This window comes from Sphingopyxis sp. UBA6723 (assembly GCF_002454115.1).
Taxonomy (GTDB): Bacteria; Pseudomonadota; Alphaproteobacteria; order Sphingomonadales; family Sphingomonadaceae; genus Sphingopyxis.
This window is the reverse complement of record NZ_DKIH01000011.1, coordinates 373456-399098: the sequence shown is the minus strand read 5'-3', so window position 1 is coordinate 399098 and position 25643 is coordinate 373456. Positions and strand designations below refer to the sequence as shown.

The window sequence follows — 25643 nt, the reverse complement described above, 5'->3', positions numbered from 1 at the left end:
CGGCGGCGCGGGTTCGCGCCGACACACAGACAAACGGGGTAACCGACGAATGACCCGCGAACCGCGCTTTGGCGCCCTCGCCGCCGACGCTCGCTGGCAAAAGGCGTGGGAGGCGGCGAACAGCTTTGCCACTACCGACAGTGCTGACAAGCCCAAGGCCTATATCCTCGAGATGTTCCCCTATCCGTCGGGGCGCATCCACATGGGGCATGTCCGCAACTATGCGATGGGCGACGTGCTCGCGCGGTTCAAGAAGATGACCGGCCACGACGTGCTCCACCCGATGGGCTGGGACGCGTTCGGGATGCCGGCCGAAAATGCTGCGATGGAAAAGGGCGTGCATCCGGGCGGCTGGACGCGCGACAATATCGCATCGATGCGTGGTCAGCTCAAACGGCTTGGACTCGCGATCGACTGGAGCCGCGAGCTCGCGACGTGCGATCCCGACTATTATGGGCAGGAACAGGCGCTGTTCCTCGACCTGTTCGCGGCGGGGCTGGTGACGCGCAAGGAAAGCTACGTCAATTGGGATCCGGTCGACATGACCGTGCTGGCCAATGAACAGGTGATCGACGGCCGCGGCTGGCGATCAGGCGCGCTGGTCGAAAAGAAAAAGCTGTCGCAGTGGTTTCTCAAGATTACCGACTTCGCCGACGAACTGCTCGAAGGCCTGGGCGGCCTCGACAGCTGGCCCGACAAGGTGCGGCTGATGCAGGAAAACTGGATCGGCAAGTCGCAGGGGCTGGAGTTTTCGTTCAAGCTCGTCGGCGGCGCTGCGGGGTTCGACGTTTTCACGACGCGCCCCGATACGCTGTTCGGCGCCAGCTTTGCGGCGATTTCGCCCGATCATCCGATGGCCGAACGCATGGCGCAGGACGCGCCCGAGCTGGCCGACTTCATCGCCGAATGCCGCCGCCAGGGAACGTCGGCCGAACAGCTGGAGACCGGCGAGAAGCTGGGCTTCGACACCGGCCTGACCGTCGAGCATCCGCTCGACCCCGCGCTGCACTTGCCCGTCTGGGTCGTGAATTATGTGCTGATGGATTATGGCACCGGCGCGATCTTTGGATGCCCGGCGCATGACCAGCGCGACCTGGATTTCGCGCGCAAATATGGGCTGCCCATCCACCGGGTGATCGCCGATGGCGACGAGACCGCGCAGCATTTCACCGGCGACGAAGCCTATACCGGCCCCGGCAAGCTGGTGAACAGCCACTTCCTCGACGGGATGACCATCGACGAAGCGAAGGCCGCGATCGTCTCGCGCGCCGAGCATGAGGGCTGGGGCAAGGGCACCACCGTGTGGCGCCTGCGCGACTGGGGCGTCTCGCGCCAGCGTTACTGGGGGACGCCGATCCCGTTCATCCACTGCCACGCGTGTGGCACGGTGCCGGTGCCGAAGGACCAGCTGCCCGTCGTGCTGCCAGAAGACGTCGATTTCTCGATCCCCGGCAATCCGCTCGATCGCCATCCGACGTGGAAGCACGTTCGCTGCCCTTCGTGCGGCGGCGATGCGGTGCGCGAAACCGACACGCTCGACACCTTTGTCGATTCGTCCTGGTATTTCCTGCGCTTCGCCAGCTCGCCGAGCGACCGTCCGTTCGATCCCGAGGTGATCCGCCGCTGGCTGCCGGTCGACCAATATATCGGCGGCGTTGAACATGCGATCCTCCACCTGCTCTACGCGCGCTTCTGGACGCGAGCGCTCCACAAGATGGGGATGATCGACATCGTCGAACCCTTCGCCAGCCTGTTCACGCAGGGGATGGTCACCCACGAGACCTATAGCCGCGAGCAAGGCGAAGGCCTGCCGCCGCTCTATTTCACGCCGGACGAGATCGAGCGCAGCGCCGACGGCGCGACGCTCACCGCCGATGCCGCCCCGGTGCAAGTCGGCCGCGTCATCAAGATGTCGAAGTCGAAGAAGAATGTCGTCGATCCCGACGCGATTCTCGACCAATATGGCGCCGACGCGGCGCGCTGGTTCATGCTGTCCGACAGCCCGCCCGAGCGCGACCTGCCGTGGAGCGAGGCGGGGATTGAGGGCGCGTGGCGCTTTGTCCAGCGCCTGTGGCGCCTGTTCGGTGACACCGAAAATGTCGGCGACGGCGGTGAAGACAGAGCGCTCGCGCGCAAGCTGCACCAGGCGATCGCCGGGGTCGGCGCCGATATCGAAGCGCTCGGCTTCAACAAGGCGGTCGCCAAAATCCATGCGCTCGCCAACGACATCGAAAAGGCAAAACCCTCGGCGACGCGCGCGGAAGCGTGTTTGACGCTGATCCGCCTCGTCGCGCCGATGATGCCGCATCTGGCCGAGGAAGCCTGGGCCGCGTTGCCTGCCGGACAGCGCGCGACCACGCTTGTCGCCGATGCCGCATGGCCGACCGCCGATCCGGCGCTGCTCGTCGATGACGAGGTGACGATCGCGATTCAGATGGCGGGCAAGCTGCGCGATACGATGACGCTCGCCAAGGGACTCGACAAGGATGCGATCGAGGCCGCCGCGCTCGCGCGCCCGCGTATTGCCGAACTTCTGGGCGGTGCGACGCCGAAGAAGGTGATTGTGGTCCCCGACCGTTTGGTGAATATCGTACCTTAGAAAATGAATTCTAACGCATCTCCCACTTCCGTTCGCATCGAGCGAAGTCGAGATGCCCATCGTTCGTGCGCGCCTTCGGGGTGTCTCGACTTCGCTCGACACGAACGGGGATAAGGGTCAATAGTGTCCGCGATGCGTAACCTCCTCCTCTCCTCGCTCATCGCCGCCTCGCTGACCCTTGGCGGCTGCGGGCTGCGTCCGCTCTATGCGAACGGCAGCCGCGGCGCGGTGGCCACAGTGCTCGCCGATGTCGATGTTGCGCCGATCGAGGGGCATTCGGGCTGGCTGGTCCGCAACGCGCTGCGCGACCGGTTGCAGGCGACGCAGGGCGGGCAGGGTGCGGGCAAGCGGCTGCGGCTTGATGTCCGGCTTGAGGATTCGATCACCGGTTTTGGCGTCCGCGCCGACGATGCCGTGACTCGCGAACGCCGCACCTTGCGCGCGCGTTACCAGCTGGTCGATGCCGCGAGCGGCGAAGTCTTGCTCGACGCGACCGCAGCACAAGATGCCGGGATCGACGTCGTCGGCAGCGAATATGCGACGATCGCCGCCGAATCGTCGGCGCTCGAACGGCTTGCTTCGGGAATTTCGGACCAGATCGTCACGCGGTTGGCCGTTTTCGCCGATCGCGGCGGCGGCCGGACCGCGACCGAGGCGCCAGCGGCGACGCCCGCGCCGACCCAGTAACCGGCGATGAAGACGGTCAAGCCCGCCGACCTCGAACGCCAGTCGCGCCTCGACCCCGCGCTTCGTTTCACCCTGCTGACCGGCCCCGACGAAGCGACGATGGCCGCGGTCGCTAACCATCTGGTCGGGCTCGCGGGCAAGGATGCCGAACGGCTCGACCTGTCCGGATCGCAGCTGGCGCAGGATCCCTCGCTGCTCGCCGCTGAAGCCGCATCGATGTCGCTGTTTTCGTCAGCGCGGATCATCCGCCTCGAACTCACCGGCAGCGGCGACGACAGCGTCCCCGCGGTCGAGGCGCTGCTGGCTGCCGACACCGTCATCAACCCAGTGATCGCGACCGGCGCGTCGGTCACCGCCAAATCGAAACTCGTCAAGCTGGTCGAAGGATCGAACTACGCCGTCGCCGCAATTTGTTACCAGCCCGACCGCCGCGCGCTGGTCGGCATCGCGATGGGCGCCGCCGAAGACCAAGGGCTGCGGCTGGCGAATGCCGAGGCGCAACTGCTGATCGACCTGGTGTCGGGCGATCAGGCGCTAATGCGGCGCGAGATCGAGAAAATGGCGCTGTACCTCGACGCCGCCGCCGATCGCCAGCGGCAGGGCACCNNGGCAGGTCACCGCCGCCGACATCGCCGCGCTGGGCGCCGCGACGCATGAGGAAGACGTCAGCGAGTGCATCAACGTCGCGCTGGGCGGCAAGGTGCGCGAGATGCCCGCGATGCTGGCGAAGGCGACCGCGGTCGGCGTCGCCGAGATCCGTATCATCCGCGCCTTGGCGATCCGCGCGATGGCACTCGCGCGGCTGCGTGCCGAGGTCGATGCGGGGGCGCATCCGGCGACCGTCGTCGCGGCGCGCACCAGCGGCATTTTCTGGAAAGAACGCGATGCGGTGACCGCGCAACTGCGCATCTGGGATTCGGTGCGTGTTGCGCGGCTGATGAGCCGCCTGATCGATTGCGAACGCGCGCTCAAATCATCGGGGACACCCGGCGGGGTGTTGTTCCGCAAGCTGATGACCGACATCGCGCATCAGGCGGCGAGGGCGCGGTAAAGGGCGTCCACCTCGACGCTGATCCGGGCCGGGTCCAGGGCGATGACATTGATCGAATCGCCATTGCGCAAAATGAAGCGAAGCACCTCCGCAACCCAAGAGCCCGCCGCAAGCTCCTGCCTGCGCGAGAGCGCAGGCCCGCCCAAAAAGAAACCGCCCGCTCACCGAAGCGAGCGGGCGGTTCTTGGTTCGTCTTACGCGGTCAGAATTTGCCGCGCAGGGTCACGCCATAGGTCCGCGGCTCCGCCAGGAACTGCGAAAAGATCTGGCGACCGCCCGGATATTGGGGATCAACGAAGGGCGCCGACGTTGTGCCCGCCTGGAACGGCGAGTTGAACGCAACCTGCGCATAGTTTTTGTTGAAGATATTCTGCGCCCAAAATTCGATGCCCCATTTCTCGTCGGGACCGCGCACACCCAGGCGGGCGTTGAACAGCGCATAACCATCCTGCCCCTTTTGCGGGAACAGGTCGGACCCGGTGTTGTAATCGCTGGTCATGCGGCCATCGATATAGACCAGGCCGGTCAGCCCGCTGCTGCCGATGTCGGGGGTCCAGGTGACGCTGCCAGTGGCGACCAGTTCGGGCGCATTCGACAGATTGTCGCCGGGCAGCTTGCGCAGCGCCTGGTCAAGCGGCGTTCCATTTTTGTTGCCGATCAGGTCGTCGCGATATTTCGTGCGCGCATAGGTCAGCCCGGCCGCAAGGCGGAAGTTGGGGGCGGGAACCAGCTGGGCTTCGATCTCGACGCCCTGCGTACGTACGCCATAAGTCACATCATCCGGCGCGCATGCACCCGTCGCGTTGCTCAGGTCGCTATCGGCCCCGGATCCGCCGACCAGATTGTCGCAGCCGTTGACGGTCGCGACCAGAAAGACGGTGCCGTTGAAGGTATTCAGCTGAAAATTGCTGAAATCCGACCGGAAGCCCGACAGGCTCAAGCTGAACGGACCGGTCGAGTATTTGGCGCCGACTTCATAGCTGTCGACCAGCTCGGGGTCGAACTGCAGATTACCGACAACGGCCTGCGCGCCGCCGACCGAGGCAAAAGTGACCACCGGGTTCTTGAGCGCCGAACGATCGAGGTTGAACCCGCCCGCCTTATACCCACGGGCAAAGCTGGCATAGAGCAGCAGATCGTCGGTGGGCTTGTACGAAAGGATCGCAGTACCGGTCCATTCGTCCTCGCTCCGTTCGTCATTGATCGACACACCGTTGAGCTCTGCGGTCGAATTGCCCTGACACGACAGCCCGATGATACCGCCTGCGGTGGCGGCCAACGCGCCGGTCAGCAGCGGCGCGAGCGCCGCCTGGTTGGCGGTGCAGATGTTGTTGTCGTTGCCGAAAGTCGCGTCGAACTTCTTCTTGTCGTTGGTGTACCGCAGCCCCAGCGTCAGATCGAGCTGGTCGGTGATGTGGATGATGTTGTGCGTGAACAGCGCCCAGTTGGTGCCGTCCTGGAAATAACGGTCGATCGTGCTGCCGCGATCGTTCAGCGTGTCGAGCCGGTCGAGTGCGGCAAGGATGGCCGGGCCGCCGGCGCCGAGCGCCGAACCACCGCTGGCAATCAGGCCGCGAACCGGCGCGGCAAGGCAGCTTTGCGAGGTCGGCGAATAACCGGCGGCCAGCGCGCCGCCCGATACGATGCGACAATTTGCAAAGCGGCCATATTGGCTGCCAAAACGCAGATTGTCCTGCACGGTCAGCTTTTCATTGGCGTAGAAACCGCCGACCAGCCAGTCGAGCGTTCCGTCGAATGCTTCGCCCTGCAACCGCAGTTCCTGGGTAAAGGTGTGGAACTGGCGATAGGCGTCGTCGCTTTCGCCGCGATAGAGGATATCGACCGAGCCGTAATCGACGTCGCCCGCCTGACCCGAGCGATATTCCCGGTACGCGGTGATCGAGGTCAGCGTCGCGCCGCCGAAATCATAGTCGATCTGGCCCGAAAAGCCGTAATCCTTGGTCTGTCCGGCGAAGCTGCGGCCGGGGCTGACCGAAATGTCGCGGGCATAGCCCTGGTTGAACGCGGACAGCGGCTGGCCCAGATCGCGCAGCACGTTGATGATGTTGTTGCCATTGGCCTGCAATGGCGCCAGCGGCGTCGACGGATTGTTCAGATTGCCGATGAACGGATTGACGCTGTTGTCGACATAGGTCGCGGCGCAGCATTTCTCGTCGCGATAGGTGTAATCGGCGATCAGGCGGATCGACAGCGCGTCGGTCGGTTCGAACAGGATCTGGCCGCGCAGGAAATAGCGGTCGCGAGTGTTGACGTCGGTGTCGTTCGTCGTGTCGCGATAGAAACCGTCGCGCTGGACGTAGACGCCGTCGATCCGCGCCGCGATCGTTTCGCTGATCGGGCCGGTCACGCTGCCGGTGAAGCGCAGGAAATCATAATTGCCGTACGTGATTTCGCCATTGGCGCCGAAATCGAACTCGGGCTTTTTCGAATAGATGCTGATCAGGCCGGCCGACGAGTTGCGACCGCCCAGTGTGCCCTGCGGGCCGCGCTGCACTTCGACGCGGTCGATTTCACCGAGTTCGTTCAGGCCGATGCCTGAACGCGAACGGTACACGCCGTCGATGAACACCGGGACCGAGCTTTCGAGGCCAGGGTTGTCGCCGACGGTGCCGATGCCGCGGATACGCGCCGAACCATTGGCTTCCGAACCGGTCGACGACACGAGCAGCGAGGGGGCGACCTGGTTGAGCTGACGAATGTCGTTCGCGCCGCTGTTCTGGAGCGTTTCGGCGTTCACCGCCGAGATTGCGACCGGCACGTCGGACAAAAGCTGCGATCGGCCCTGCGCGGTGACGATGATCGGGGTGTTGTCGCTGTCATCAGCGGCTTCATCGGCGGTCGATTCTTGCGCGAAAGCGGGCATCGCCACCACAGCCATGGCGATCGAAACGCCAAGCGCGCTGGTACGCATAAAACGGGCAGCACGAAGGGAAGTTGATTTCATGTCGGGCACTCCTCTCTTGATTTCGTTATTTTTAGACCGCGATTCATAGCCGAAATGCGCCGCCAATCCAGCCAAAGCCCCGCTTTTTCGCGATTCTTCGGGCAAGTGATGCTTTTGCGCCACAGGCGAAAAGTGGATGGCCGCGGTGGTTTAGGCGAGCTCAGCCGACGATGGCGCTGGTTGCCGTAACGTCATTTTCCTGTCCGTTGCGGAATGGAAAAGAAATTAACTTACCCTGCGCCACCAGCTTCGCGCAGTAATCTCCATCAAAATTACAGGCGATGGCGGGGTCGCCGACGTCCAGGCCACCTGTGAGACTGCCAAAGGCCGGGAAAATCAGGCGCCGCTCATCGACCGCGAAGCAGGCGCGCGCAACGCTGCGCCCGCGAACGTTCAGTCGCAATTTGGGGTGAAAATGACCCGACATTTCGGGGCGCGTTTCGCGTCGGTCGCACTGATGGCGCAGCACGATCCCGTCGATCAGCAGTTCGTCGGCGACCGTGCCGCCCCACGCGCCGCCGCTCAGCCCGTCATGGTTGCCCGCGATCCACAGCAGCCTGGTCGCCGCCGCCTGCGCTCGCAGCCGTTCGGCAACCGCCGGGACGATGCGGCTTGCGGCGTCACGGTCATGGAAACTGTCGCCCAGGCACCAGATCGCCTGCGCGCCGGTTTCGGCGACCAGCCTCGCCAGCCGGTCCAGCGTATCGTGGCTGTCATATGGTGGCAGCGGCTGGCCGAGCGCCGCGTACCAGCTCGCCTTTTCCAGATGCAGGTCGGCAACGATCAGCGCCCCGTGCCGCGGCCAGAACAAGGCGCGGTCGGCCAGCGCGACAAACTGATGGCCGGCAAAATCAAAGGCGGTGGCGGCGGTCATCGCGCCGCTATGGCGCCGCGCTCCGCTACCGGCAAGCCTGCTATCCGCCGTGCCTCGCCATCGTCAACGCCATCTGCTGCCCCGTCCGCCGCTGCGCTCCGTCGGGCAGGTCGAACACGACGCGTTTGTTGGGAAAATCAATCTCGACCCGGTCGAATAGCGACAGGCTGTCCATGCCCAGCAACAGCGCGGGGCGTTCGTGGAGCCCCAGCACGCGGAACGCCTGACTGTCGGCAAAGCTGACCGGCAGGTCGTTGATGTCCAGCCCGTTGATCACGATGCGCTTGATCGCGGTGCGCAGGGCGGGGACATCTTCGCCCGTCACTGCGGTGAGCTCGGTCGCGGAAAAGGGTAGGCGATTGGCGCGCCGGTCGGCGACCATCTTCTGCAGGGCCATGTTGCCGACGCTGGTCTGCGCTCCGGTATCGACGATGACATCGATACGCCTGCCGTGCAGCCGCGCGTCGGTCAGGATCAGCCGGCCGGCCGAATTGCGCGCCGTGACCACGATCGCGTCATCGTCCCGGATCAGCGATGGCGCGCGGCGGCGGGTTTCCAGAATCTGCATCCTTTCCTTGCGGAAATCGATCAGTACCCGCCGTTCCTCGAGCATATCGACGCCGATCAGTCCGGCGGCACCGATGTGACGGCCATGAAAGGCGGGCGCATCGACCGACGCCAGATGCAGGTCCGACATTTGCAGCGCGGCAATCCGGAAGCTGGGCACCGTCGCCGACCCGCCGATCGTTGCGAGCCGAAGCTTGGCGCCTTCGACCAGCCCCAGCCGGGCGGCCAGCTCGCGCGCGATCACGGTGCGTTCGGCGCCGGTGTCGACGAGGAAGGAAAACGGCCCTTGTCCGCCGACCATGACGTTCACCGCCATGCGCCGCGTTGCATCGAGATCGAACGGCTGGATGAACGGGACGACCTCGCTCACCGTCCCCGGCTCGATCACGACCTCGGCTGGGCCAGGGCTCGATGGAGCCGCGAGAACGGGCGGCGCCGGGGGTGTTTGGCTGGCGCCGATCAGCACCGGCGCGGCGAGTAGTGCCGTCCAGAACATCGACCGCCTGAAAAGGTGGGTCATCGCGGGCATCCTCTATATATTTTTGCGCAATCTACGCCTCATCCCAGCTTGCAGCAAGCAAAACGCCGAATGGCATCGCTATGGTGATCCCATCGCCTGATCGGCGAGACTATCGGCCAGCTCGCCCAGCAGCGCATCGTCGACGTCGGCGCCCGCGACGCTTTCGCGGCCGATCAGCACCAGCACCGGGATCGCCAGCGGGCTGATCCGGTCGAGCTTCTGGTGCAGCATCGTCCCCGCGGCGCGATCAAGCAGGTCGCCCAGCCGCGCAACATCGGTCAGCCGCTCGCGCGCATCGGCCCACGCCGCCTCCAGCAGCAGATGATCGGGCTCATATTTGCGCAGCACGTCGAAAATCAGGTCGGTCGAAAAGGTCACCTGTTTGCCGGTCTTGCGCTTGCCCGGATGCTGGCGTTCGATCAGCCCGCCGATCACCGCGACCTCGCGGAAGGCGCGCTTGAGCAAGTGCGACCCTTCGACCCACTCGACAAATTCCTCCTCAAGGATCGCGGGGTCGAACAAAGCCGCCGGATTGGTCACCGGGCGCAGCGACCAGATCGCGAGCGCATAATCGGAGGCGACAAAGCCCAGCGGCTGCAATCCGGCGCGCTCCATCCTTTTGGTGATCAGCATGCCGAGCGACTGATGCGCGTTCCAGCCTTCGAACGGATAGGCGACCAGATAATGAATGCCCTCGTGTGGGAAGGTTTCGACAAGCAGCTCGCCGGGCCGCGGCAGCACTGAGCGCAGCGCCTGCATCTCAAGCCAGAAACGGACATCGGCGGGAAAGCGCGCCCAGCTCGCGGGGTCGGCGAGGAACCCGCGCACCCGGTCGGCAAGCCGTGTCGAGAGCGCCATGCGCGCGCCGACATAGGAGGGGATGCGCGCCGGTTTGCTCGTCGCGCGAACCAGCACGTCGGTATCGCGGATGCCCTCGACCTCCAGGCTCAGCCCGGCGAAGGCAAAAGTATCACCGGGGCTGAGCGTGCTCGCGAAATACTCCTCGACCGTACCCAGCCGTCGCCCGTTCCTGAACCGCACGTCGAGCGTCGGCGCATCGACGATGATCCCCGCGTTCAGCCGGTGCTGCGCCGCCAGCCGCGGATGCGCGATGCGCCAGCCGCCTTGCCCGTCCGGGGCGAGGCGGCGGAAGCGGTCATAGCTTTTGAGCGCGTAACCGCCGTCGCGGACAAAGCCGAGCAGGCGGGAAAAGAGCGTCGCATCAACCCAGCGATAGGGCGCCGCCGAACGGATCTCCGCCAGCAGCTCGTCTTCCTTGAACGGCGCGGCGCAGGCGAGCGCCATCACATGCTGTGCCAGCACATCGAGCGCGCCGGGGCGAAAGCGGTCGGCATCACGCTCGCCTGCCTCGACGGCATCCAATGCCGCCTGCGCCTCGAGATATTCGAAGCGGTTGCCGGGCACGATCAGCGCCTTGCTCGGTTCGTCGAGCCGGTGATTGGCGCGGCCGATGCGCTGGAGCAGCCGCGACGATCCCTTCGGCGCCCCCATCTGAATCACACAATCGACATCGCCCCAGTCGAGCCCGAGATCGAGGCTGGAGGTCGCGACGAGCGCGCGCAAGCGCCCCTCGGCCATCGCTGCCTCGGCGCGCTGGCGCGCCTCGCGGTCGAGGCTGCCGTGGTGGATCGCGATCGGCAGGCTGAGGTCGTTGACCTTCCACAATTCCTGAAAGATCAGCTCGGCGAGCCCGCGGGTGTTGCAGAAGATGATCGTCGTGCGGTTCTTTGCGACCTCGGCCATCACCTGATGCACCGCATAGCGCCCCGAATGCCCGGCCCACGGCACCGCGCCTTCGGGCAGCAGGATCTGGATGTCCGGATCGGCGCCCGCTTCGCCCTCGACCAGCGTCACGCTCTCGGCATCGCTGTCGGGCGCCAGCCATGCGCGGTAGGCGGTGGTGTCCGCGATCGTGGCCGACAGCCCGACGCGGCGCAGCCCAGGCGCAATCTGTTGCAGCCTTGCCAGCGCGAGGCTGAGCAAATCGCCGCGTTTGCCCGGCGCAAAGGCGTGGATTTCGTCGATCACCACCGTTTTCAGATCGGCGAACATGGTGAAACTGTCAGGATAGGAGATCAGTAGCGACAAGGACTCGGGGGTCGTCAGCAGGATGTTCGGCGGCCGGCTGCGCTGGCGCGCTTTCTTGTCCGACGACGTATCGCCGCTGCGACTCTCGACGCTGATGTCGAGCCCCATCTCGGCAATCGGGCCAAGCAGATTGCGCTCGACGTCGGCGGCGAGGGCTTTGAGGGGGGACACATAGAGCGTGTGCAGCCGGTCGGTGGGATGCGCGGTCAGATCGACCAGCGTCGGCAGGAACCCCGACAGCGTCTTGCCCGCCCCCGTCGCCGCGACCAGCAAGGCATGCTCACTGCGGGCGCCCGCGCCTAGCATATCGGCCTGATGCCGCCGCAGCTGCCACCCGCGCGTCGCGAACCAGTCGGTAAAAGGGGCGGGGAGGTTCATAGGGAGAAGGTGGGGCCGCGATGAGGCGGCGGCAAGCCTTTCCCGTTCGGCGCTCCTGCGGTACGCATCGCGGATGACCGAGAACCTCCGCCATCATATCGATGAAGCCATGCTGCTAGCGAACGAGCAGCTGGGGCAGGGCCGCGTCGCCGATTACATCCCTGCACTGGCCAAGGTCGACCCGAACAAGCTCGGCTTTGCGCTCGCGCTGCCCGACGGCACCGTCCACACCTCGGGCGATGCCGATGAAGCCTTTTCGATCCAGTCGGTGTCCAAGGTGTTCACGCTGGCGCTCGCGCTGCGCCGCGTCGGCAGCGACCTGTGGACCAGCGTCGGGCGCGAGCCGTCGGGCAGCGCGTTCAATTCGGTCGTCCAGCTCGAAAGCGAGCACGGCATCCCGCGCAACCCGCTGATCAACGCGGGCGCGATCGCCACGACCGACCGGCTGATCGACGGGCGCGATGGCGATGCGGTCGCCGAAGAAATTCTCGATTTCATGCGCGCCCGCGCGGGCGATGACAGTGTCGCGATCGACTTCGACGTCGCATCGTCCGAATCCGAAACCGGCGCGCGCAATCGCAGTCTGGCGCATTTCATGGACGCCTTCGGCAATTTGAAACACCCGGTCGAAGCCGTCGTCGGCGTCTATTTCCGCCAATGCGCGATTGCGATGTCGTGTCGCCAGCTCGCCCGCGCCGGACTGTTCCTCGCCATGGAGGGCCGCGATCCGCTGACCGGCGAGCAGCTGATCGAAGCGCACCGCGCGCGCCGCATCAACGCGATCATGATGCTGTGCGGCCATTATGACAATTCGGGCGAATTCGCTTTCCGCGTCGGCCTGCCCGGCAAAAGCGGCGTCGGCGGCGGCATCCTCTGCATCGCACCGGGGCAGGGCTCGATCGCGGTATGGTCACCGGGGCTCAATGAAGCAGGGACGTCGCTGGCGGGCGCCGCCGCGCTCGAACATTTTGCCTATGCGGCGGGGTGGTCGGTGTTTGACTGATTCTCAATCGTCGTTCAGCAGCGCCAGCTTCACCCGAGCGGTGCCGCTGCGGTGCATTCCGATCTCGCGCGCGGCGGCATGGCTGACGTCGATCACGCGGCCGTGCGAAAAGGGGCCGCGGTCGTTGATGCGCACGACCACGCTATCGCCATTGGCGGTATTGGTGACGCGGACCAGGCTGCCGAAGGGCAGCGTCCGGTGCGCCGCAGTGAGCTGCGCCGGATCGAAGCGTTCGCCGCTGGCGGTGCGGTTGCCCGCCAGTTCGCGGCCATAATAGCTGGCCATGCCGCTGCCGATTTCGCTATTTTCGGCGGCCTGGTCGACCGGCAATTCCTGCGCGGCGGCCGGAATGGCCAGCAACAGCGGCAGCGTGATTGCGACAAGACGGCGCATGGATAATGTCCCCCAAAATTCTGCGCCCGCTTCTTCGTCGCGGCTGCCCTTTATGCAAGCGGGCAGCGACACGCCGCGCCGAAATTGCGGTCGAATGTATGATTTCAAGCGCCAGCAATCCCCAATTCGGCAAGGCAGTTCTCGCCATCGGCCACGAGGGCAGCGCGGCGCGCGGCGTCCCATTTCGCGAGCGTGCGGTACATCGGCGCCATGCGGGGGTTGCCGCTCATCAGCCGCTGGTGACGGATCAGAAACGGCCAATAGAGGCGATTGAACGGACAAGCGCCGCTGCCCGCTTTCGCCTTCACGTCATAACGGCAGCCACGGCAATAATCCGACATGCGGTCGATATACGCCCCGCTCGCGGCATAGGGTTTCGATGCCAGCAGCCCACCGTCGGCAAACTGGCTCATCCCCACCGTGTTGGGCAGTTCGACCCATTCATAGGCATCGGCGTAGACGGCCAGATACCACAGGTGGACGGCATGCGGATCGATCCCGGCGAGCAGCGCGAAATTGCCGGTCACCATCAACCGCTGGATATGATGGGCATAAGCGGTGTCGCGCGTCTGTTCGATGCAGGCGCGCATGCACGCCATGTCGGTGTCGGCGCTCCAGTAGAAATCGGGCAGCGGACGATGCGCCGCCAGCGCATTGCGCTGCCCATAATCGGGGCCTTCGCGCCAATAAATGCCGCGCACATATTCGCGCCAGCCCAGAATCTGCCGGATAAAGCCTTCGGCGGCGTTGATCGGCACGTCGCCTGCGCGCCACGCCGCATCGACGCGCCAGCACACGGCGCGCGCGTCGAGCAGGCCGATGTTGAGATAAAGCGCGATGACGCTGTGATAGAGCCACGGCTCGCCGACCAGCATCGCGTCCTGATAATCGCCAAAGCGCGGCAGGGCGTCGGCGACAAACGCGTCGTACTGCGCCTCGGCATCCGCGGCGGTCACCGCGAACCAGAATGCGTCGAGACTGCCGAAGCGATCGGGAAAGCGCGCCGCGACCATGGCCAACACGTCTTGCGTGATCATATCGGGCGCGGATTGCCGTGGCCGCGGCATCAACAGGTCGCGCGCTGCGGGCTTGCGGTTTTCGGCATCGAAATTCCACCGCCCGCCCGCCGGATCGTCACCCTCCATCAGCAATCCGGTCGAGCGACGCATCTGACGGTAGAAATACTCCATGCGCAGTGCCTTGCGGCCTTCTGCCCAGGCAGCAAAATCGGACTCGTTGGCGAAACAGCGGTCGTCGGGGCGAATGTCCACCGGCACTTGCAGCGCGGCGGCCCAGCCGGCCATCTCTTCGCGCAGCCGCCATTCGCCCGCTTCGGTCACGACCACGCGACCGGCGCCGTGGCGGGCTAGCGCCCGTGCGACCTCGCCCTGCAAACTGCCGCTGTTGTGCGGATCGTCGAGGCGGATATAATCGACCGTCCAGCCCGCGCCGCGCAACGCCGCCGCGTGATGGCGCATCGCGCTGAACACGAACGCCAGTTTCTTTCGATGATGCCAGACATAGTCGGCCTCGGCCGAGACCTCGGCCATCAGGATGACCGACGTTGCCGGATCGGCGCCAGCCAGACTACTGATCTCGGCACTCAACTGGTCGCCGAGCAGCAGGATCAGCGTGTCGGCGGCCATGATATGCGCGGCCGCGCCGTCAGACGTCGAGATTGGCGACGGACAAGGCGTTGGTCTGGATGAATTCGCGCCGCGGTTCGACCTCGTCGCCCATCAATCGCTCAAAGATTTCGTGCGCGATGTCGGCCTGTTCGGCTTCGACGCGCAGCAGCGAGCGATTCGATGGATCGAGCGTGGTTTCCCAGAGTTGCTCGGCATTCATCTCGCCCAGCCCCTTGTAGCGGCTGATCGCCAGCCCCTTGCGGCTGTGCGCGAAGATCGCCTCGAGCAGTTCGGACGGACGCGTGATCGGGGTGACCTTGCCGGTGCTGGCGGCGGGCAGGTCGCTGTCGCTCGCTTCGGCATCGTCTGCGGCGGCCTCGGCCGCGGCCAGCGCGGCGGCGTCGGCGGCCATTGCCGCGGCGCTGCTGCCCTTTACCAACCGGCTGGGGTGGGCATAGGTCTCGGCCTGTTCGGTCGCCAGCTTGTGCAGGCGGCGCCCCTCCTGGCTCGCCAGGAACGCGGCGTCAATCGCATGATGATCGCTGACCCCGCGCCACCGCTTCTCTAGCGTATAGCCACCATCGCTGGCGGTGATCGTCCATTTCGCCTCGATCCCGCCCGTGAGCGCGCGTTCGGCGGCGTTGAGCCATTCGGCGGCGCGGACCCCGGCGGCGGTGCGCCCGGCGCTGTCGAGCGCCGGATCGAGCGCACCGTTCAACGCCAGCGCCTCGACCAACTCGTAATTGTGGCCGCGCGGCACATAGCGCATCAGCGCACGCAAGCGGCGGCCATGGTCGATCAGATCGCGCAAGTCGTTGCCCGAGCGCGCCCCACCGGTGGTTTCGAGCATCAGCGCGTCAATGCCGCCGTCGACGAGATAATTTTCCAGCGCGGTATCGTCTTTCAGATAGACTTCGCTGCGCCCCTTGGCGACTTTGTAGAGCGGCGGCTGCGCGATGTAGAGATAACCGCCCTCGATGATCTCGGGCATCTGGCGATAGAAGAAGGTGAGCAACAGCGTGCGGATATGCGCGCCATCGACGTCGGCGTCGGTCATGATCACGATCTTGTGATAGCGCAGCTTTTCGATGTTGAACTCGTCGCGGATCCCGGCCCCGAGCGCCTGGATCAGCGTCCCGACTTCCTTCGACGAAATGATGCGGTCAAAGCGCGCGCGTTCGACGTTCAAGATCTTGCCCTTCAGCGGCAGGATCGCCTGAACCTTGCGGTCGCGGCCCTGCTTGGCTGACCCGCCTGCCGAATCACCCTCGACGAGGAAGAGTTCGCATTTGGCGGGGTCGCGCTCCTGGCAATCGGCGAGCTTGCCGGGCAGGCTGGCGATGTCCATCGCGCCCTTGCGCCGCGTCAGCTCGCGCGCCTTTTTCGCGGCTTCGCGCGCCGCGGCGGCATCGATGACCTTCTGGATCACCGCCTTGGCATAAGCGGGATTTTCCTCGAGCCATTCGGTCATTCGGTCGGCCATCAGGCTTTCGAGCGGCTGGCGCACTTCGCTGCTGACCAGCTTGTCCTTGGTCTGCGAGCTGAATTTCGGGTCGGGCAGCTTGACCGACACGATCGCGGTCAGCCCCTCGCGCATGTCGTCGCCGGTCAGCGAGACCTTCTCTTTCTTCAGGATGCCCGACTTGTCGCCATAGCCATTGATCGTGCGCGTCAGCGCGGCGCGGAACGCGGCCAAGTGGGTGCCGCCGTCGCGCTGCGGGATGTTGTTGGTGAAACACAGCACATTTTCATAATAGCTGTCGTTCCATTCGAGCGCGACCTCGATGCCAATGCCGTCGCGTTCGCTGCTGATCGCGATCGGATCGGGCAGCAGCGCATTCTTGTTGCGGTCGAGATATTTGACGAAGGCGCCGATGCCGCCCTCATAATAAAGATCGTGGGACTGATGCTCGGCATGGCGGGCATCGACCAGCTTGATCCGTACCCCCGAATTGAGGAACGCGAGCTCGCGGTAACGATGTTCCAGCTTTTCGAAATCGAATTCGAGGACGTTCTTGAAGGTCTCGGTCGATGCCTGAAAAGTGACGCGCGTGCCCTTCTTGCCTGCCGGGGCGGGGCCGGTGACCTTGAGCGGGGCGACCGAATCGCCATGTTCGAAGCGCATCCAATGCTCCTCGCCATCGCGCCAGATCGTCAGCTCAAGCCATTCGGACAGCGCGTTGACCACGCTGACGCCGACCCCATGCAGGCCGCCCGACACCTTATACGCATTGTCGTCGCTGGTGTTCTCGAACTTCCCGCCGGCGTGGAGCTGGGTCATGATGACCTCGGCCGCCGAAATGCCTTCTTCGGCGTGAATGCCGGTCGGAATGCCCCGACCATTGTCCTCGACGCTGACCGATCCGTCGCTGTTCAACGTGATCAGGACAAGGTCGCAATGCCCCGCGAGCGCTTCGTCGATCGCATTGTCGCTGACTTCGAACACCATGTGATGCAGCCCCGACCCGTCGTCGGTGTCGCCGATATACATGCCCGGGCGCTTGCGTACCGCATCCAGGCCCTTGAGAACCTTGATCGAATCAGCGCCATAAGCATTGGCATTGGGAAGGTTGGCGTTGGCGCTCGGCGCCGCATTTTCAGGGGTGTCCGTCATGCCGATTATATAGGGTCGCAGGCGGCAAAACCCAAGCGAAAATGCGGGTCTTGGCGTTATCGCGACGAGCGTTGCATGGTCACGCCGCGACGGCTAGATTCGGGGCATGAAAACCCTCATCCCCCCGCATGGAACACTGTCGTTGTTTGCCGTCCTGGCGTTGCCGCTCGCCGCGTGCAGCCAGCCCGCACCGCCCACCGAAAACGCTCCCGCCGTGGCGGGCGAACCGCTCGCGACGCGCGCGGTGATGATCGGCACCGAAGGGCCAAGCCTGCCCGCCTGTTCGAGCATCAGCCGGGTCAAGGCGGGCGGCACGGACGTATATTGGGCACCGGGCGAAACGCGCGCGGTCAAGGCAAAGCTGGCGGGCGGCGCCAATGTGTCGCTATGCGAAGCGGCTGAGAATGATGCATGGTTCGGGGTAGTCTTCGCGGCCCCCGGCACCGATCCTGACATGTGCGGGGTCGGCAAATCGGTGCGCGACGCGCGCGAATATCAGGGTCCGTGCCGCTGGGGCTGGATCCGCGGCGGAACGGTGCAGCTGGGGAGTTAGCTTGCCTATGCCCCTCCCCTTCAGGGGAGGGGTTGGGGTGGGGTTTGCGGCCTTAGGCCCACCCCGCTGCGACTAAGCCAGCAAGCTGGCAAGTCTCGCTGCCCCTCCCCTGAAGGGGAGGGGATCACGCTATCGGCAATCCTCGATCACCCGCCCGATTTCCGACTGTACCGGCAGCGTCAGCGCGCCACCACCCGGCGTTTCCAGCGCGAACCGCCCGCGGCTGAACGCAATGCGGTCGAGCCGCGGGTCGCGGTTGGGCAGCGTCGCGCTGCCGCCATCGAAGCGGATCTGGTCCGTCCCGGCGCTGGTCCGCAGGCTAACCGCGCCGACCAGCGCCGACGTCAGGCGGATCGCGCTGCCGCTGCATGTCATGGTGAGAAGCGGATTGGCGCTGCCGGTTGGCACGAAGGTCGCGGCGCGGCTGCCCGCGTCATAACGCCAGCTACCCGCATCGACGGCGCGTTCCTCCCAGCCGCGGGTCGGGGTCGGTAGCGGGGCAGGGGCTGGCGCGGCGGCAACCGGCGCGGGGCGCGGCGGCGGCGGCGCGGGGGTCGGCACCGCGGCGCAACCGGCTACCGCCAGCATCACCGGCACCATCAGCCCGTATCGTGTCCACATCGCTTGCCGCTTCATACTCAAAATCCCTGCCAATCGATCACTTCGTCCAGTCCTACGCGCGGGACCGGCCACTGGTTCACCGCGGCACCTTCATCAGCATAGCCGATCGCGAGGCCGGTGAACAAAATCTGGTCGTCGCCCAGCGCCAGCGTCTCGCGCACCGTCTTCCCATACATCGCCCAGCATTCCTGCGGGCAACTGGCGAGCCCGGCCTCGACGAGGAGCAGCATCACCGATTGCAGCCACATGCCCATGTCCGACCATTGCGGCGGCCCCATGATGCGCGAGCAGTGGAGAAAAAGCATCACCGGTGCGCCGAAGCCCCGGTAATTCTCCACGAACTGAGCGAGTCGCCCCGCTTTGTCCTCGCGCGGGATACCGAGCGCGGCATAAAGCCCCTCGCCGACGCCGAAGCGGCGCGCTTCCCACGGATCGGTCAGCCCCTTGGGATAAATGTCATATTCGGGCTGATACCCTTCGCGCCCCATCGCGAGTCGCGCCGCGACCGCGTCCTTCACCGCCTGCCAGGGTTTATCGGTGAGCACCGTCGCCTGCCAGGGCTGGAGGTTGCCGCCCGACGGCGCGCGCTGCGCTGCGGCGAAAATATCCTTGAGCAGCGCGGGATCGACGGGCTGGTCGGTGAATTTTCGGATCGATCGCCGCTGGTGCAGGGCGGCGGTTACGGAAAGCGGGTCAGTCACTGGCATGTTTATCCTCTCGCCGTTTGCCGAACAGCAGTTTGCGTTCGAGCCGGGCTTTCAATTGGCGGTAGTAGCTGAGCAGGAAGACGTCATCCTCTTCGGCGACCGGGCGGCCGATTTTGGCACGGATCGTGTCGGCGACCTCGCGCATCGAGCGCGCATCCTTGGCGCGGAGCACCCGTTCGAGCTCCTGCAACTCGAAAATGCCATAGACCGCAAGCTCGGCTTCGCTGAAGATCATCGTGTCGCCCGCGCCGTCGGTCGCGATGTCGGCGTCGAGTTTCACCCGCTGCGCCATCACCACCCACGTCCCGGCGATCAGGTCGCCCATCCGCATCCGGTCGCGGTTGAACAGCAGGAACAGGCTGAGCGTCAGCGACCAGAGCACCCCCGCTACCATGGTCCACCCCGACACCGCATCCTCCGCCGCGCCCACGCCCAGCATCATCAGCGGCAGGAACAGCTCCAGCTCGCGGATCAAATTGCGCGCGACCACGGCATCGGCGGTCAGGCGGCCGCCGTCGCGTGCAACGACGCGGATGCCCATCAGACGTTTGCCCGGGGTCGCGGCGCGCGAGCCCAGCTCGAAGCCGATGAACCAGAAGGTGCGGAGCAGAAAGGCGCCGAGCATCCAGACGACCATGGTGATGTCGGATTGCGACGCAAAGCCGATCCACAGCATCACGAGCGAGAACAGGACGAGCGCCAGCACGATCAGGATCAGATCGATCAACAGCGCACCAAAGCGCAAGCCCGAACTCGCGATCCGCAGCTCCAGATCGACCCCCTCGGGGGTGATGAACTGGCGAACCTTCTTTGCCCGCGCCGCGCGCGACTTCGCATTGGCCTGGGCGGCGGCGGCGCTCATGCGACATCCTCGCGGCGCGGGATGTAATAATAGGCGATCCAGAACAGCAGCATCAGCGACCCGATGCCATAGCGCAGCATCGTGTCGGTGATCAGCTGGCGCCCGAACCCTTCGAGCAGCCCGGCCATGAACAGCATCAAGATGACCCCGACCATCACCTTGCCCGCGGTGCGTCCCGCTTCCGCTGCCGCCTGTAACCGGCTGCGCGCGCCGGGAAAGACGACCGCGGCGCCGATGCGCAGCCCGGCGGCGCCCGACAGCGCGGCGGCGAACAGCTCGGTGGTGCCGTGGATGAACAGCCAGCCGCCGAAATCGAAACCCAGCCCCTTGCCCGCAAACACCGCCATCATCGCGCCGAGGCCAATGCCCTGATAAAATTCGAGCATCATCGTCGGCACGCCAAAGGCAAAGCCCAGCGCAAAGGACAGGATCGATACGCGGCTGTTGTGGGTGAAGAGATAGGTCGCAAAGACGTGCAGCCCGCTTTCACTCTCGCTTGCCGCCTTGCCATGCCCGAGCGTCGATTGCAGATATTCGGCGGTCGCGCGCGGATCGCGGCCGCCCGCCATGTCTTCGCCGACAAAATTATAATACCATTCGGGGTTGCTGGCGACGAGCGAGTAACTGGTGATCGCGCCCAGCAGGATGATCAGCGATATGATGATCGTTTCTTTCCACACCGACCGCACTGCGGCGGGCCAGTCGTAGAGGAAAAAGCGGCGGATGCGGCTCCAGCGCGTCTCGCGCACGCCATAGACGAGGAAATAGCCGCGGATCGACAGCGCCTCAAGATGGTCGAGCAGCGCCTTGTCGAGGCTCGTCGCGCGAGCGATCGACAAAGACGACAGGGTGGCGCGATAGAGCAGGGGCAGTTGCAACAGCTCGTCGCTTGTCAGCGCCTTGGCGCCTTTCTTTTCCAGCTTGGTGAGCAGCAGGTCGAACGCGATCCAGTCGGCCTCGCGCTCGGCGCGAAAGCGGCTCGTCGAAAAGCTCGGCGCATCGAGCGCGCGGGTGGGGACCGCCGCAGGGATCATAATGTGCCCGCCCGCTTGATGCCCAGATAGGCCTCGACCGCGCTCGCCCCCATCGCATCGGCGGGCACTTCGATCACGTCGGCGCCGAGCCGCTGGAGCCGCGCGATCACCAGTTGCCGGTCGCGCAGCATCGCCGCAGCGACGTTCGACCGGGTGACATCGGCGCCGGTTTCGGGGCGTCGGCGCTCCTCGCTCTCGACCTCTTCGTCGCGGATGACGACGAACAGCAGCCGGTGCTTCTTCACCAGCCGTCCGGCGGCGCGGATCATCAGGTCGGCGCTCGTCGCGTCGGTGAATTCGGTGAACAATATGATCAGCGACCGGCGGTTGAGCTGCGCGCCGAGCGTGGTCAGCGCGAGGGTGAAATTGCTTTCGACATGCGCATAATCGATCAGGCTCGCGGCGCGTTGGAGGGCCGGGAAATCCTGTGTGTGCATATAGGCGGGGGTCAGCGTGTGCGGTTTGGCCGCGAACGAAAACAGGCTGATCCGGTCGTTCAGTTTCAGCCCGACATAGGCGAGCAGCAGCGCCGCCGACACCGCGCGGTCGACGCGCGGCATCCCGCCGACGGGCTCGGCCATTGTGCGCCCGCTATCGATCGCAAGGACCACGCGGTTATCGCGCTCGACGCGATATTCCTTGGCGAGCAGTTTGACGTGGCGCGCCGACGCGTTCCAGTCGATCGCGCGGCGGTCCATCCCTGGTTGATATTCGGCGAGCGCCTCGAATTCGGTGCCTTCGCCGCGCAGGCGCTGTTGACGCAACCCGAACCAGCTGTTGCGCTGGAACAATCGGCTGCCCTCGTCGGTCACCGCGCGCAGGCTAGGGACGACGCGGATTGCGCCGTCGATCGCGAACCGGCGCTGTTTCCAGACCAGCCCCAGCGGTCCCGCCCAGCGCACCCACAGCGCCTCGATCGCCGCCTGACCGCGCCGCGACGCGGTGAGCGAGAGGGTGCGGGTCAAGGCCTCGCCCGCGTTCGTCCGGCGCATATCGCCCGCGAGCCGTCCGCCCTCGACAAAGCGTTCGTCGAGCGCGAGCGCGAGTTCGGCGCGCGGCGGCACCGCGGGTCCGGTCGCGGCGAGTGCGAGGTCAAAGGGATCGCCCACCCCGACCTGATGCGGAAAGCGCGCGTCGAGGTTGAGCTGGCGCGGACTGGCGCCCGCAATCGTGTCGAGGATCAGGCACGCCAAAATCACCCCGATCCACCCGGGCGCCACCAGCCACAGCTCGGGCCGCACCAGCCCGAGCGCGAGCGCCATCGGCGCGCCGAGCAGCAGCAGATAGATCGCGCGTCGGGTCGGGTAGATCATATCAATCGATCCTCCCTGTGGCGAAGCCATGGGGAGGTGGCAGCCCGAAGGGCTGACGGAGGGGCTTTGGCGCAAACGTCGCNNTTCGCGAACGGTCCCCCTCCCCATCGCTGCGCGACAGGGAGGATCTATAACAAATCCAAATCACCGCGGCACTTCCTCGCGGTCGAGCAGCGCCGCAACCACCTGTTCGACGCTGCGCCCCTCAATTTCAGCCGCCGCCGACAGGATGACGCGGTGGCGCAGCACCCCTGATGCCAGCTGCTGGATGTCGTCGGGAATCACATAGTCGCGTCCGTCGAGCGCCGCGGCGGCGCAGGCGGCGCGCGCCAGTAGCGTCGCGGCGCGGGGGGAAGCGCCGCACTCCAAATCGGCGCTCTCGCGCGTCGCGCGGACGAGGCGGACGATATAGTCGACAATCTCGTCGGCCAGCCGCACCGTCGCGATCGTGTCGATCGCCGCCTCGATGGTCGCCGCATTCGCAACCTCGGTCACCCCGAAATCACCGACCGCGGGGCTCTTGAAGCGCCCGCCATGATCGGCAACGATCCGCCGTTCCTCGTCAGCGGCGGGATAATCGACGACCAGCTTGAACAGGAAGCGGTCGAGCTGTGCCTCGGGCAGTGGATAGACGCCCTGCTGTTCGATCGGGTTCTGCGTCGCGAGCACGGTGAAGCGCGGGCTCATCACATGCGCCTCGCCATTAATCGTCACGCGGCGCTCCTGCATCGCTTCGAGCAGCGCCGCCTGCGTCTTGGGCGGGGTGCGGTTGATTTCGTCGGCGAGCAGCAGCTCGGTAAAGATCGGCCCCTTGGTCAGGGTGAAGCTCGACGTCTGGAAATTGAACAGGTTCGACCCCAAAATGTCGCCGGGCATCAGGTCGGGGGTGAACTGGATGCGCCCGAAATCGAGCCCGGTGGCGCGCGCGAACGCCTGCGCCAGCAATGTCTTGGCGGTTCCCGGCGGGCCTTCGAGCAGCACATGGCCGCCCGCGAGCAGCGCGATCGTCACCATGCGGGTCAGCGGCCCCTGTCCGAACACGACCTTGGCGACCTCGGCCTCGATCGCGGCGCCGAGCGCCTGAACGCTCGCGATGTCATTGTTGGCTGTCACGCAGTAAATCCTTCCTGATGTCGTGCAGCGCCTGCGCGTCTGCCAAAAATTCATGGGTATTGCGCGCGAGCGGCAGCCGCCGTGCGAGCGCGGAAAATGTTTCGCCGCTGCCGTGCAGATGCTTGTCGATCCAGCGGTCGGTCGCCGCGTCGTCGAGCCCGCCGGGCGCATGCAGCCGCCGCGCAATCGCGCTGCGCTGGCTGCGGACATAGGCCTCTGCGCCGTCCAGCTCGCGGCGTGCCTGTTTGATCAGGTCGGCGCTATTGGCGATCAGCGCCGCCTTCGACACCGCAATCGCGCGCGCCGGTTTCAGCGCCGGGCCAAAGCGCATCCATGCTTGCCATAATGCGAGCAGCCCCGCGGCGATCAGGCACAAGGTGATGCCGATGAACGGCGGCACAAAGGCAAAGCGCAGCAACGACCGCTGGCTGCCAAAGCCGTTCAGCGTCACGTCGAACGCGACGCTATACGCCCCGGCATCTTCGGCCACTGCATCGATCAGTATTGCCGCGGTGCGGGCGCGGTCGCGGCTCGCAAAGGCCAGATTGTTGACGAAATCGGGATCGGACAGGATGTAGATTGGCGCATCGGGCTGCTTTGCCAGCACCGCGCCGCCGTGCGGAAAGGCGATCAGCGTCTCCAGATCAGGCGCGGTCAGCACCTGGGTGCGCAGGTTCGGCAGCGTCAGCGCAATCGGATAGCCGCCTAGATAGCCCCTTGCCTGCGCGCCGCGCGCGTTGGGCTCGCTGCCGATTTTTTCGATGCGTCCGGCGGCAGGCGGCAGCATCTTGCGCGATGGCGCCGAAGCAAAGCCGTCTGCCGCCCAGCCCGCTTTCGACGGGTGGCGGCCGGTGCGCCATTTCGGCAAAATGATCAGCACCGGACCGCCGCGCTGTTCACTGATCAGGCGGGCGAGATCATCGGGCTTGGTGGTATGGCCGGGGGTCAGGATCAGCAGTTCGGGATCTTCGAGCGCTGGCGCCTCTTCGCGGCGGCGGAGGTCCACCACCGCGTCGCTGCGTTCGAGCAGATCGACGATCCCGGCATAGCCCGGTGCGGCTTTCGACAGCGCGTGGCCGCCGCCGTCATTGCCGCTGCTCAGCTGCGGGCCGAGCGCGATCAGCGCCCAGAGCGCGATGAACGCGATCACCCCGATCGCCACGACCCCCGCGATCAGGCGCGGGTTGAAGCCGCCGTCGCTGGTTGCTGGCCCGCTCACGCCCGCGCCCAATTCTTCGGCACCGTCAGTTCGGCATAGGCGCTGCGGCATTGTTGCCACGCACTCGCGTCGATCGACCGCCCGCCGAACAGGCTGATCTCGACCGCGCGCGCGATGCGGCTGAACGCGTCGCGTGCGACCCCGGGCAGGTCGCGCGCCTCGGCCAGGTCGCGCGACGTCATCGCGGGCTTGACCAGCCCGGGGCGGCGGCCCTCGATATCCTCGACGCTGCGATAGAGCAGCAGGTGGACCGCCTCGGCAAAGCGGCCCTCCGCGGCCAACGCATCGGCCTCGCTCAGCAACGCGCGCGCCGCGCCCGCTTCGGCCAGCCCGACATCGTCCGCCTCCTCGTCATCGCTCGCCTTCCGCCGAAACGGCAGATTATCGACCCAGCGCGCAAAGGCGGGAACGAAATGATAGAGCAAGAACAGCGCCAGCAGCGCGACGCCGATCCACAGCAACGGCTTGGCGGCGGCGGCGCTCCACTGGAAAAAGTTGGCAATCCCATCGAACAGCGATCTCAGCCATTCGGGAGTGGGTGGCGGCGGCGGTGGCGGCGGCGGAAACACCGTCTGGATTTCGCCGCCTGCGATCGTCTGACTATAGGCGGGATCGACGAGTTCGGGATCGATCAGCCAGCCGCCACCGGCGCCCGGCGCTTCGGCGGCCGTCGACGCCTGGGCGATCCACAGCGACATCATGCCCAAAAGACTGTTCCGCCGTGCATCATCATCGCGCCAACGCGTAGCGCGAGGCGGCGCGCCAAGGCAAGAGATGCTTGCGCGCCGACCTGCCCCGTTATAGCGCGCTGCCGCATGGGTCCGATGGTCGCT

Annotated in this window: 20 protein-coding genes; 5 read left to right on the top strand and 15 right to left on the bottom strand. The window is 65.6% G+C overall.

All coding sequences use genetic code 11. The features are described from left to right. Positions 1-49: 49 nt before the first annotated feature. The 3 genes from leuS to B4F07_RS12925 all read left to right on the top strand — a co-directional run bounded on the left by leuS (position 50) and on the right by B4F07_RS12925 (position 4337). Entirely contained in the window at positions 50-2599 is a 2550-nt protein-coding gene (gene leuS / locus B4F07_RS12935; RefSeq protein ID WP_293700069.1) for a leucine--tRNA ligase, read from the top strand. Positions 2600-2731: 132 nt separating this feature from the next. After that, entirely contained in the window at positions 2732-3286 is a 555-nt protein-coding gene (gene lptE / locus B4F07_RS12930; RefSeq protein WP_293700071.1) for an LPS assembly lipoprotein LptE, read from the top strand. Between the two features lie 709 nt (positions 3287-3995). After that, entirely contained in the window at positions 3996-4337 is a 342-nt protein-coding gene (locus B4F07_RS12925; protein WP_293704838.1) for a hypothetical protein, read from the top strand. Between the two features lie 202 nt (positions 4338-4539). Here B4F07_RS12925 and B4F07_RS12920 read toward each other — a convergent pair whose 3' ends face one another. From B4F07_RS12920 to B4F07_RS12905, 4 genes are all read right to left on the bottom strand, one after another. Then, positions 4540-7302 carry a TonB-dependent receptor gene (locus B4F07_RS12920; RefSeq protein ID WP_293700074.1) on the bottom strand — a complete coding sequence of 921 codons (2763 nt, stop codon included), beginning with the start codon at positions 7300-7302 and terminating at the stop codon, positions 4540-4542. Positions 7303-7462: 160 nt separating this feature from the next. Then, entirely contained in the window at positions 7463-8176 is a 714-nt protein-coding gene (gene pdeM, locus B4F07_RS12915; RefSeq protein WP_293700075.1) for a ligase-associated DNA damage response endonuclease PdeM, read from the bottom strand. A 40-nt stretch (positions 8177-8216) separates the two neighbouring features. Then, positions 8217-9263 carry a retroviral-like aspartic protease family protein gene (locus B4F07_RS12910; protein WP_293700077.1) on the bottom strand — a complete coding sequence of 349 codons (1047 nt, stop codon included), beginning with the start codon at positions 9261-9263 and terminating at the stop codon, positions 8217-8219. A 78-nt stretch (positions 9264-9341) separates the two neighbouring features. Then, positions 9342-11750, bottom strand: coding sequence for a ligase-associated DNA damage response DEXH box helicase (locus tag B4F07_RS12905; RefSeq protein ID WP_293700079.1), 2409 nt, complete (start codon positions 11748-11750; stop codon positions 9342-9344). Positions 11751-11859: 109 nt separating this feature from the next. Here B4F07_RS12905 and B4F07_RS12900 point away from each other — a divergent pair, with 109 nt between their 5' ends. Beyond that, complete coding sequence (locus B4F07_RS12900; RefSeq protein WP_293700935.1) at positions 11860-12753, top strand: glutaminase; 894 nt, start codon at positions 11860-11862, stop codon at positions 12751-12753. A gap of 3 nt (positions 12754-12756) precedes the next feature. Here B4F07_RS12900 and B4F07_RS12895 read toward each other — a convergent pair whose 3' ends face one another. The 3 genes from B4F07_RS12895 to gyrB all read right to left on the bottom strand — a co-directional run bounded on the left by B4F07_RS12895 (position 12757) and on the right by gyrB (position 17388). After that, complete coding sequence (locus B4F07_RS12895; RefSeq protein ID WP_293700080.1) at positions 12757-13146, bottom strand: septal ring lytic transglycosylase RlpA family protein; 390 nt, start codon at positions 13144-13146, stop codon at positions 12757-12759. 104 nt (positions 13147-13250) lie between these two features. After that, entirely contained in the window at positions 13251-14792 is a 1542-nt protein-coding gene (locus B4F07_RS12890; RefSeq protein WP_293700082.1) for a cryptochrome/photolyase family protein, read from the bottom strand. Positions 14793-14811: 19 nt separating this feature from the next. Beyond that, on the bottom strand, positions 14812-17388 hold the full coding sequence (gene gyrB / locus B4F07_RS12885; RefSeq protein WP_293700083.1) for a DNA topoisomerase (ATP-hydrolyzing) subunit B: 2577 nt from the start codon (positions 17386-17388) through the stop codon (positions 14812-14814). Between the two features lie 106 nt (positions 17389-17494). Here gyrB and B4F07_RS12880 point away from each other — a divergent pair, with 106 nt between their 5' ends. Next, positions 17495-17941, top strand: coding sequence for a hypothetical protein (locus B4F07_RS12880; protein WP_293700084.1), 447 nt, complete (start codon positions 17495-17497; stop codon positions 17939-17941). Between the two features lie 129 nt (positions 17942-18070). Here B4F07_RS12880 and B4F07_RS12875 read toward each other — a convergent pair whose 3' ends face one another. The 8 genes from B4F07_RS12875 to B4F07_RS12840 form a co-directional block, all read right to left on the bottom strand. After that, a complete protein-coding gene (locus tag B4F07_RS12875) occupies positions 18071-18577 on the bottom strand; it encodes a hypothetical protein (protein ID WP_293700086.1) in 507 nt (168 codons plus the stop codon). Between the two features lie 2 nt (positions 18578-18579). Continuing rightward, positions 18580-19269 carry a nitroreductase gene (locus B4F07_RS12870; RefSeq protein WP_293700087.1) on the bottom strand — a complete coding sequence of 230 codons (690 nt, stop codon included), beginning with the start codon at positions 19267-19269 and terminating at the stop codon, positions 18580-18582. Further along, positions 19256-20131, bottom strand: a complete 876-nt coding sequence (locus B4F07_RS12865) for an RDD family protein (RefSeq protein ID WP_293700088.1) — start codon at positions 20129-20131, stop codon at positions 19256-19258. Before B4F07_RS12865 ends, B4F07_RS12870 begins: the two co-directional genes overlap by 14 nt. Further along, positions 20128-21165: a stage II sporulation protein M gene (locus B4F07_RS12860; protein ID WP_293700090.1), complete on the bottom strand. Its 1038-nt coding sequence runs from the start codon at positions 21163-21165 to the stop codon at positions 20128-20130. The genes B4F07_RS12865 and B4F07_RS12860 overlap by 4 nt, the downstream gene beginning before the upstream one ends. Then, complete coding sequence (locus B4F07_RS12855; protein WP_293700092.1) at positions 21162-22478, bottom strand: DUF58 domain-containing protein; 1317 nt, start codon at positions 22476-22478, stop codon at positions 21162-21164. Before B4F07_RS12855 ends, B4F07_RS12860 begins: the two co-directional genes overlap by 4 nt. Positions 22479-22622: 144 nt before the next feature. Beyond that, positions 22623-23492: an AAA family ATPase gene (locus B4F07_RS12850; RefSeq protein ID WP_414711703.1), complete on the bottom strand. Its 870-nt coding sequence runs from the start codon at positions 23490-23492 to the stop codon at positions 22623-22625. An 82-nt stretch (positions 23493-23574) separates the two neighbouring features. Then, positions 23575-24810: a DUF4350 domain-containing protein gene (locus B4F07_RS12845; protein ID WP_293700093.1), complete on the bottom strand. Its 1236-nt coding sequence runs from the start codon at positions 24808-24810 to the stop codon at positions 23575-23577. Continuing rightward, a complete protein-coding gene (locus tag B4F07_RS12840) occupies positions 24807-25511 on the bottom strand; it encodes a DUF4129 domain-containing protein (protein ID WP_293700095.1) in 705 nt (234 codons plus the stop codon). The genes B4F07_RS12845 and B4F07_RS12840 overlap by 4 nt, the downstream gene beginning before the upstream one ends. Positions 25512-25643 lie beyond the last annotated feature (132 nt).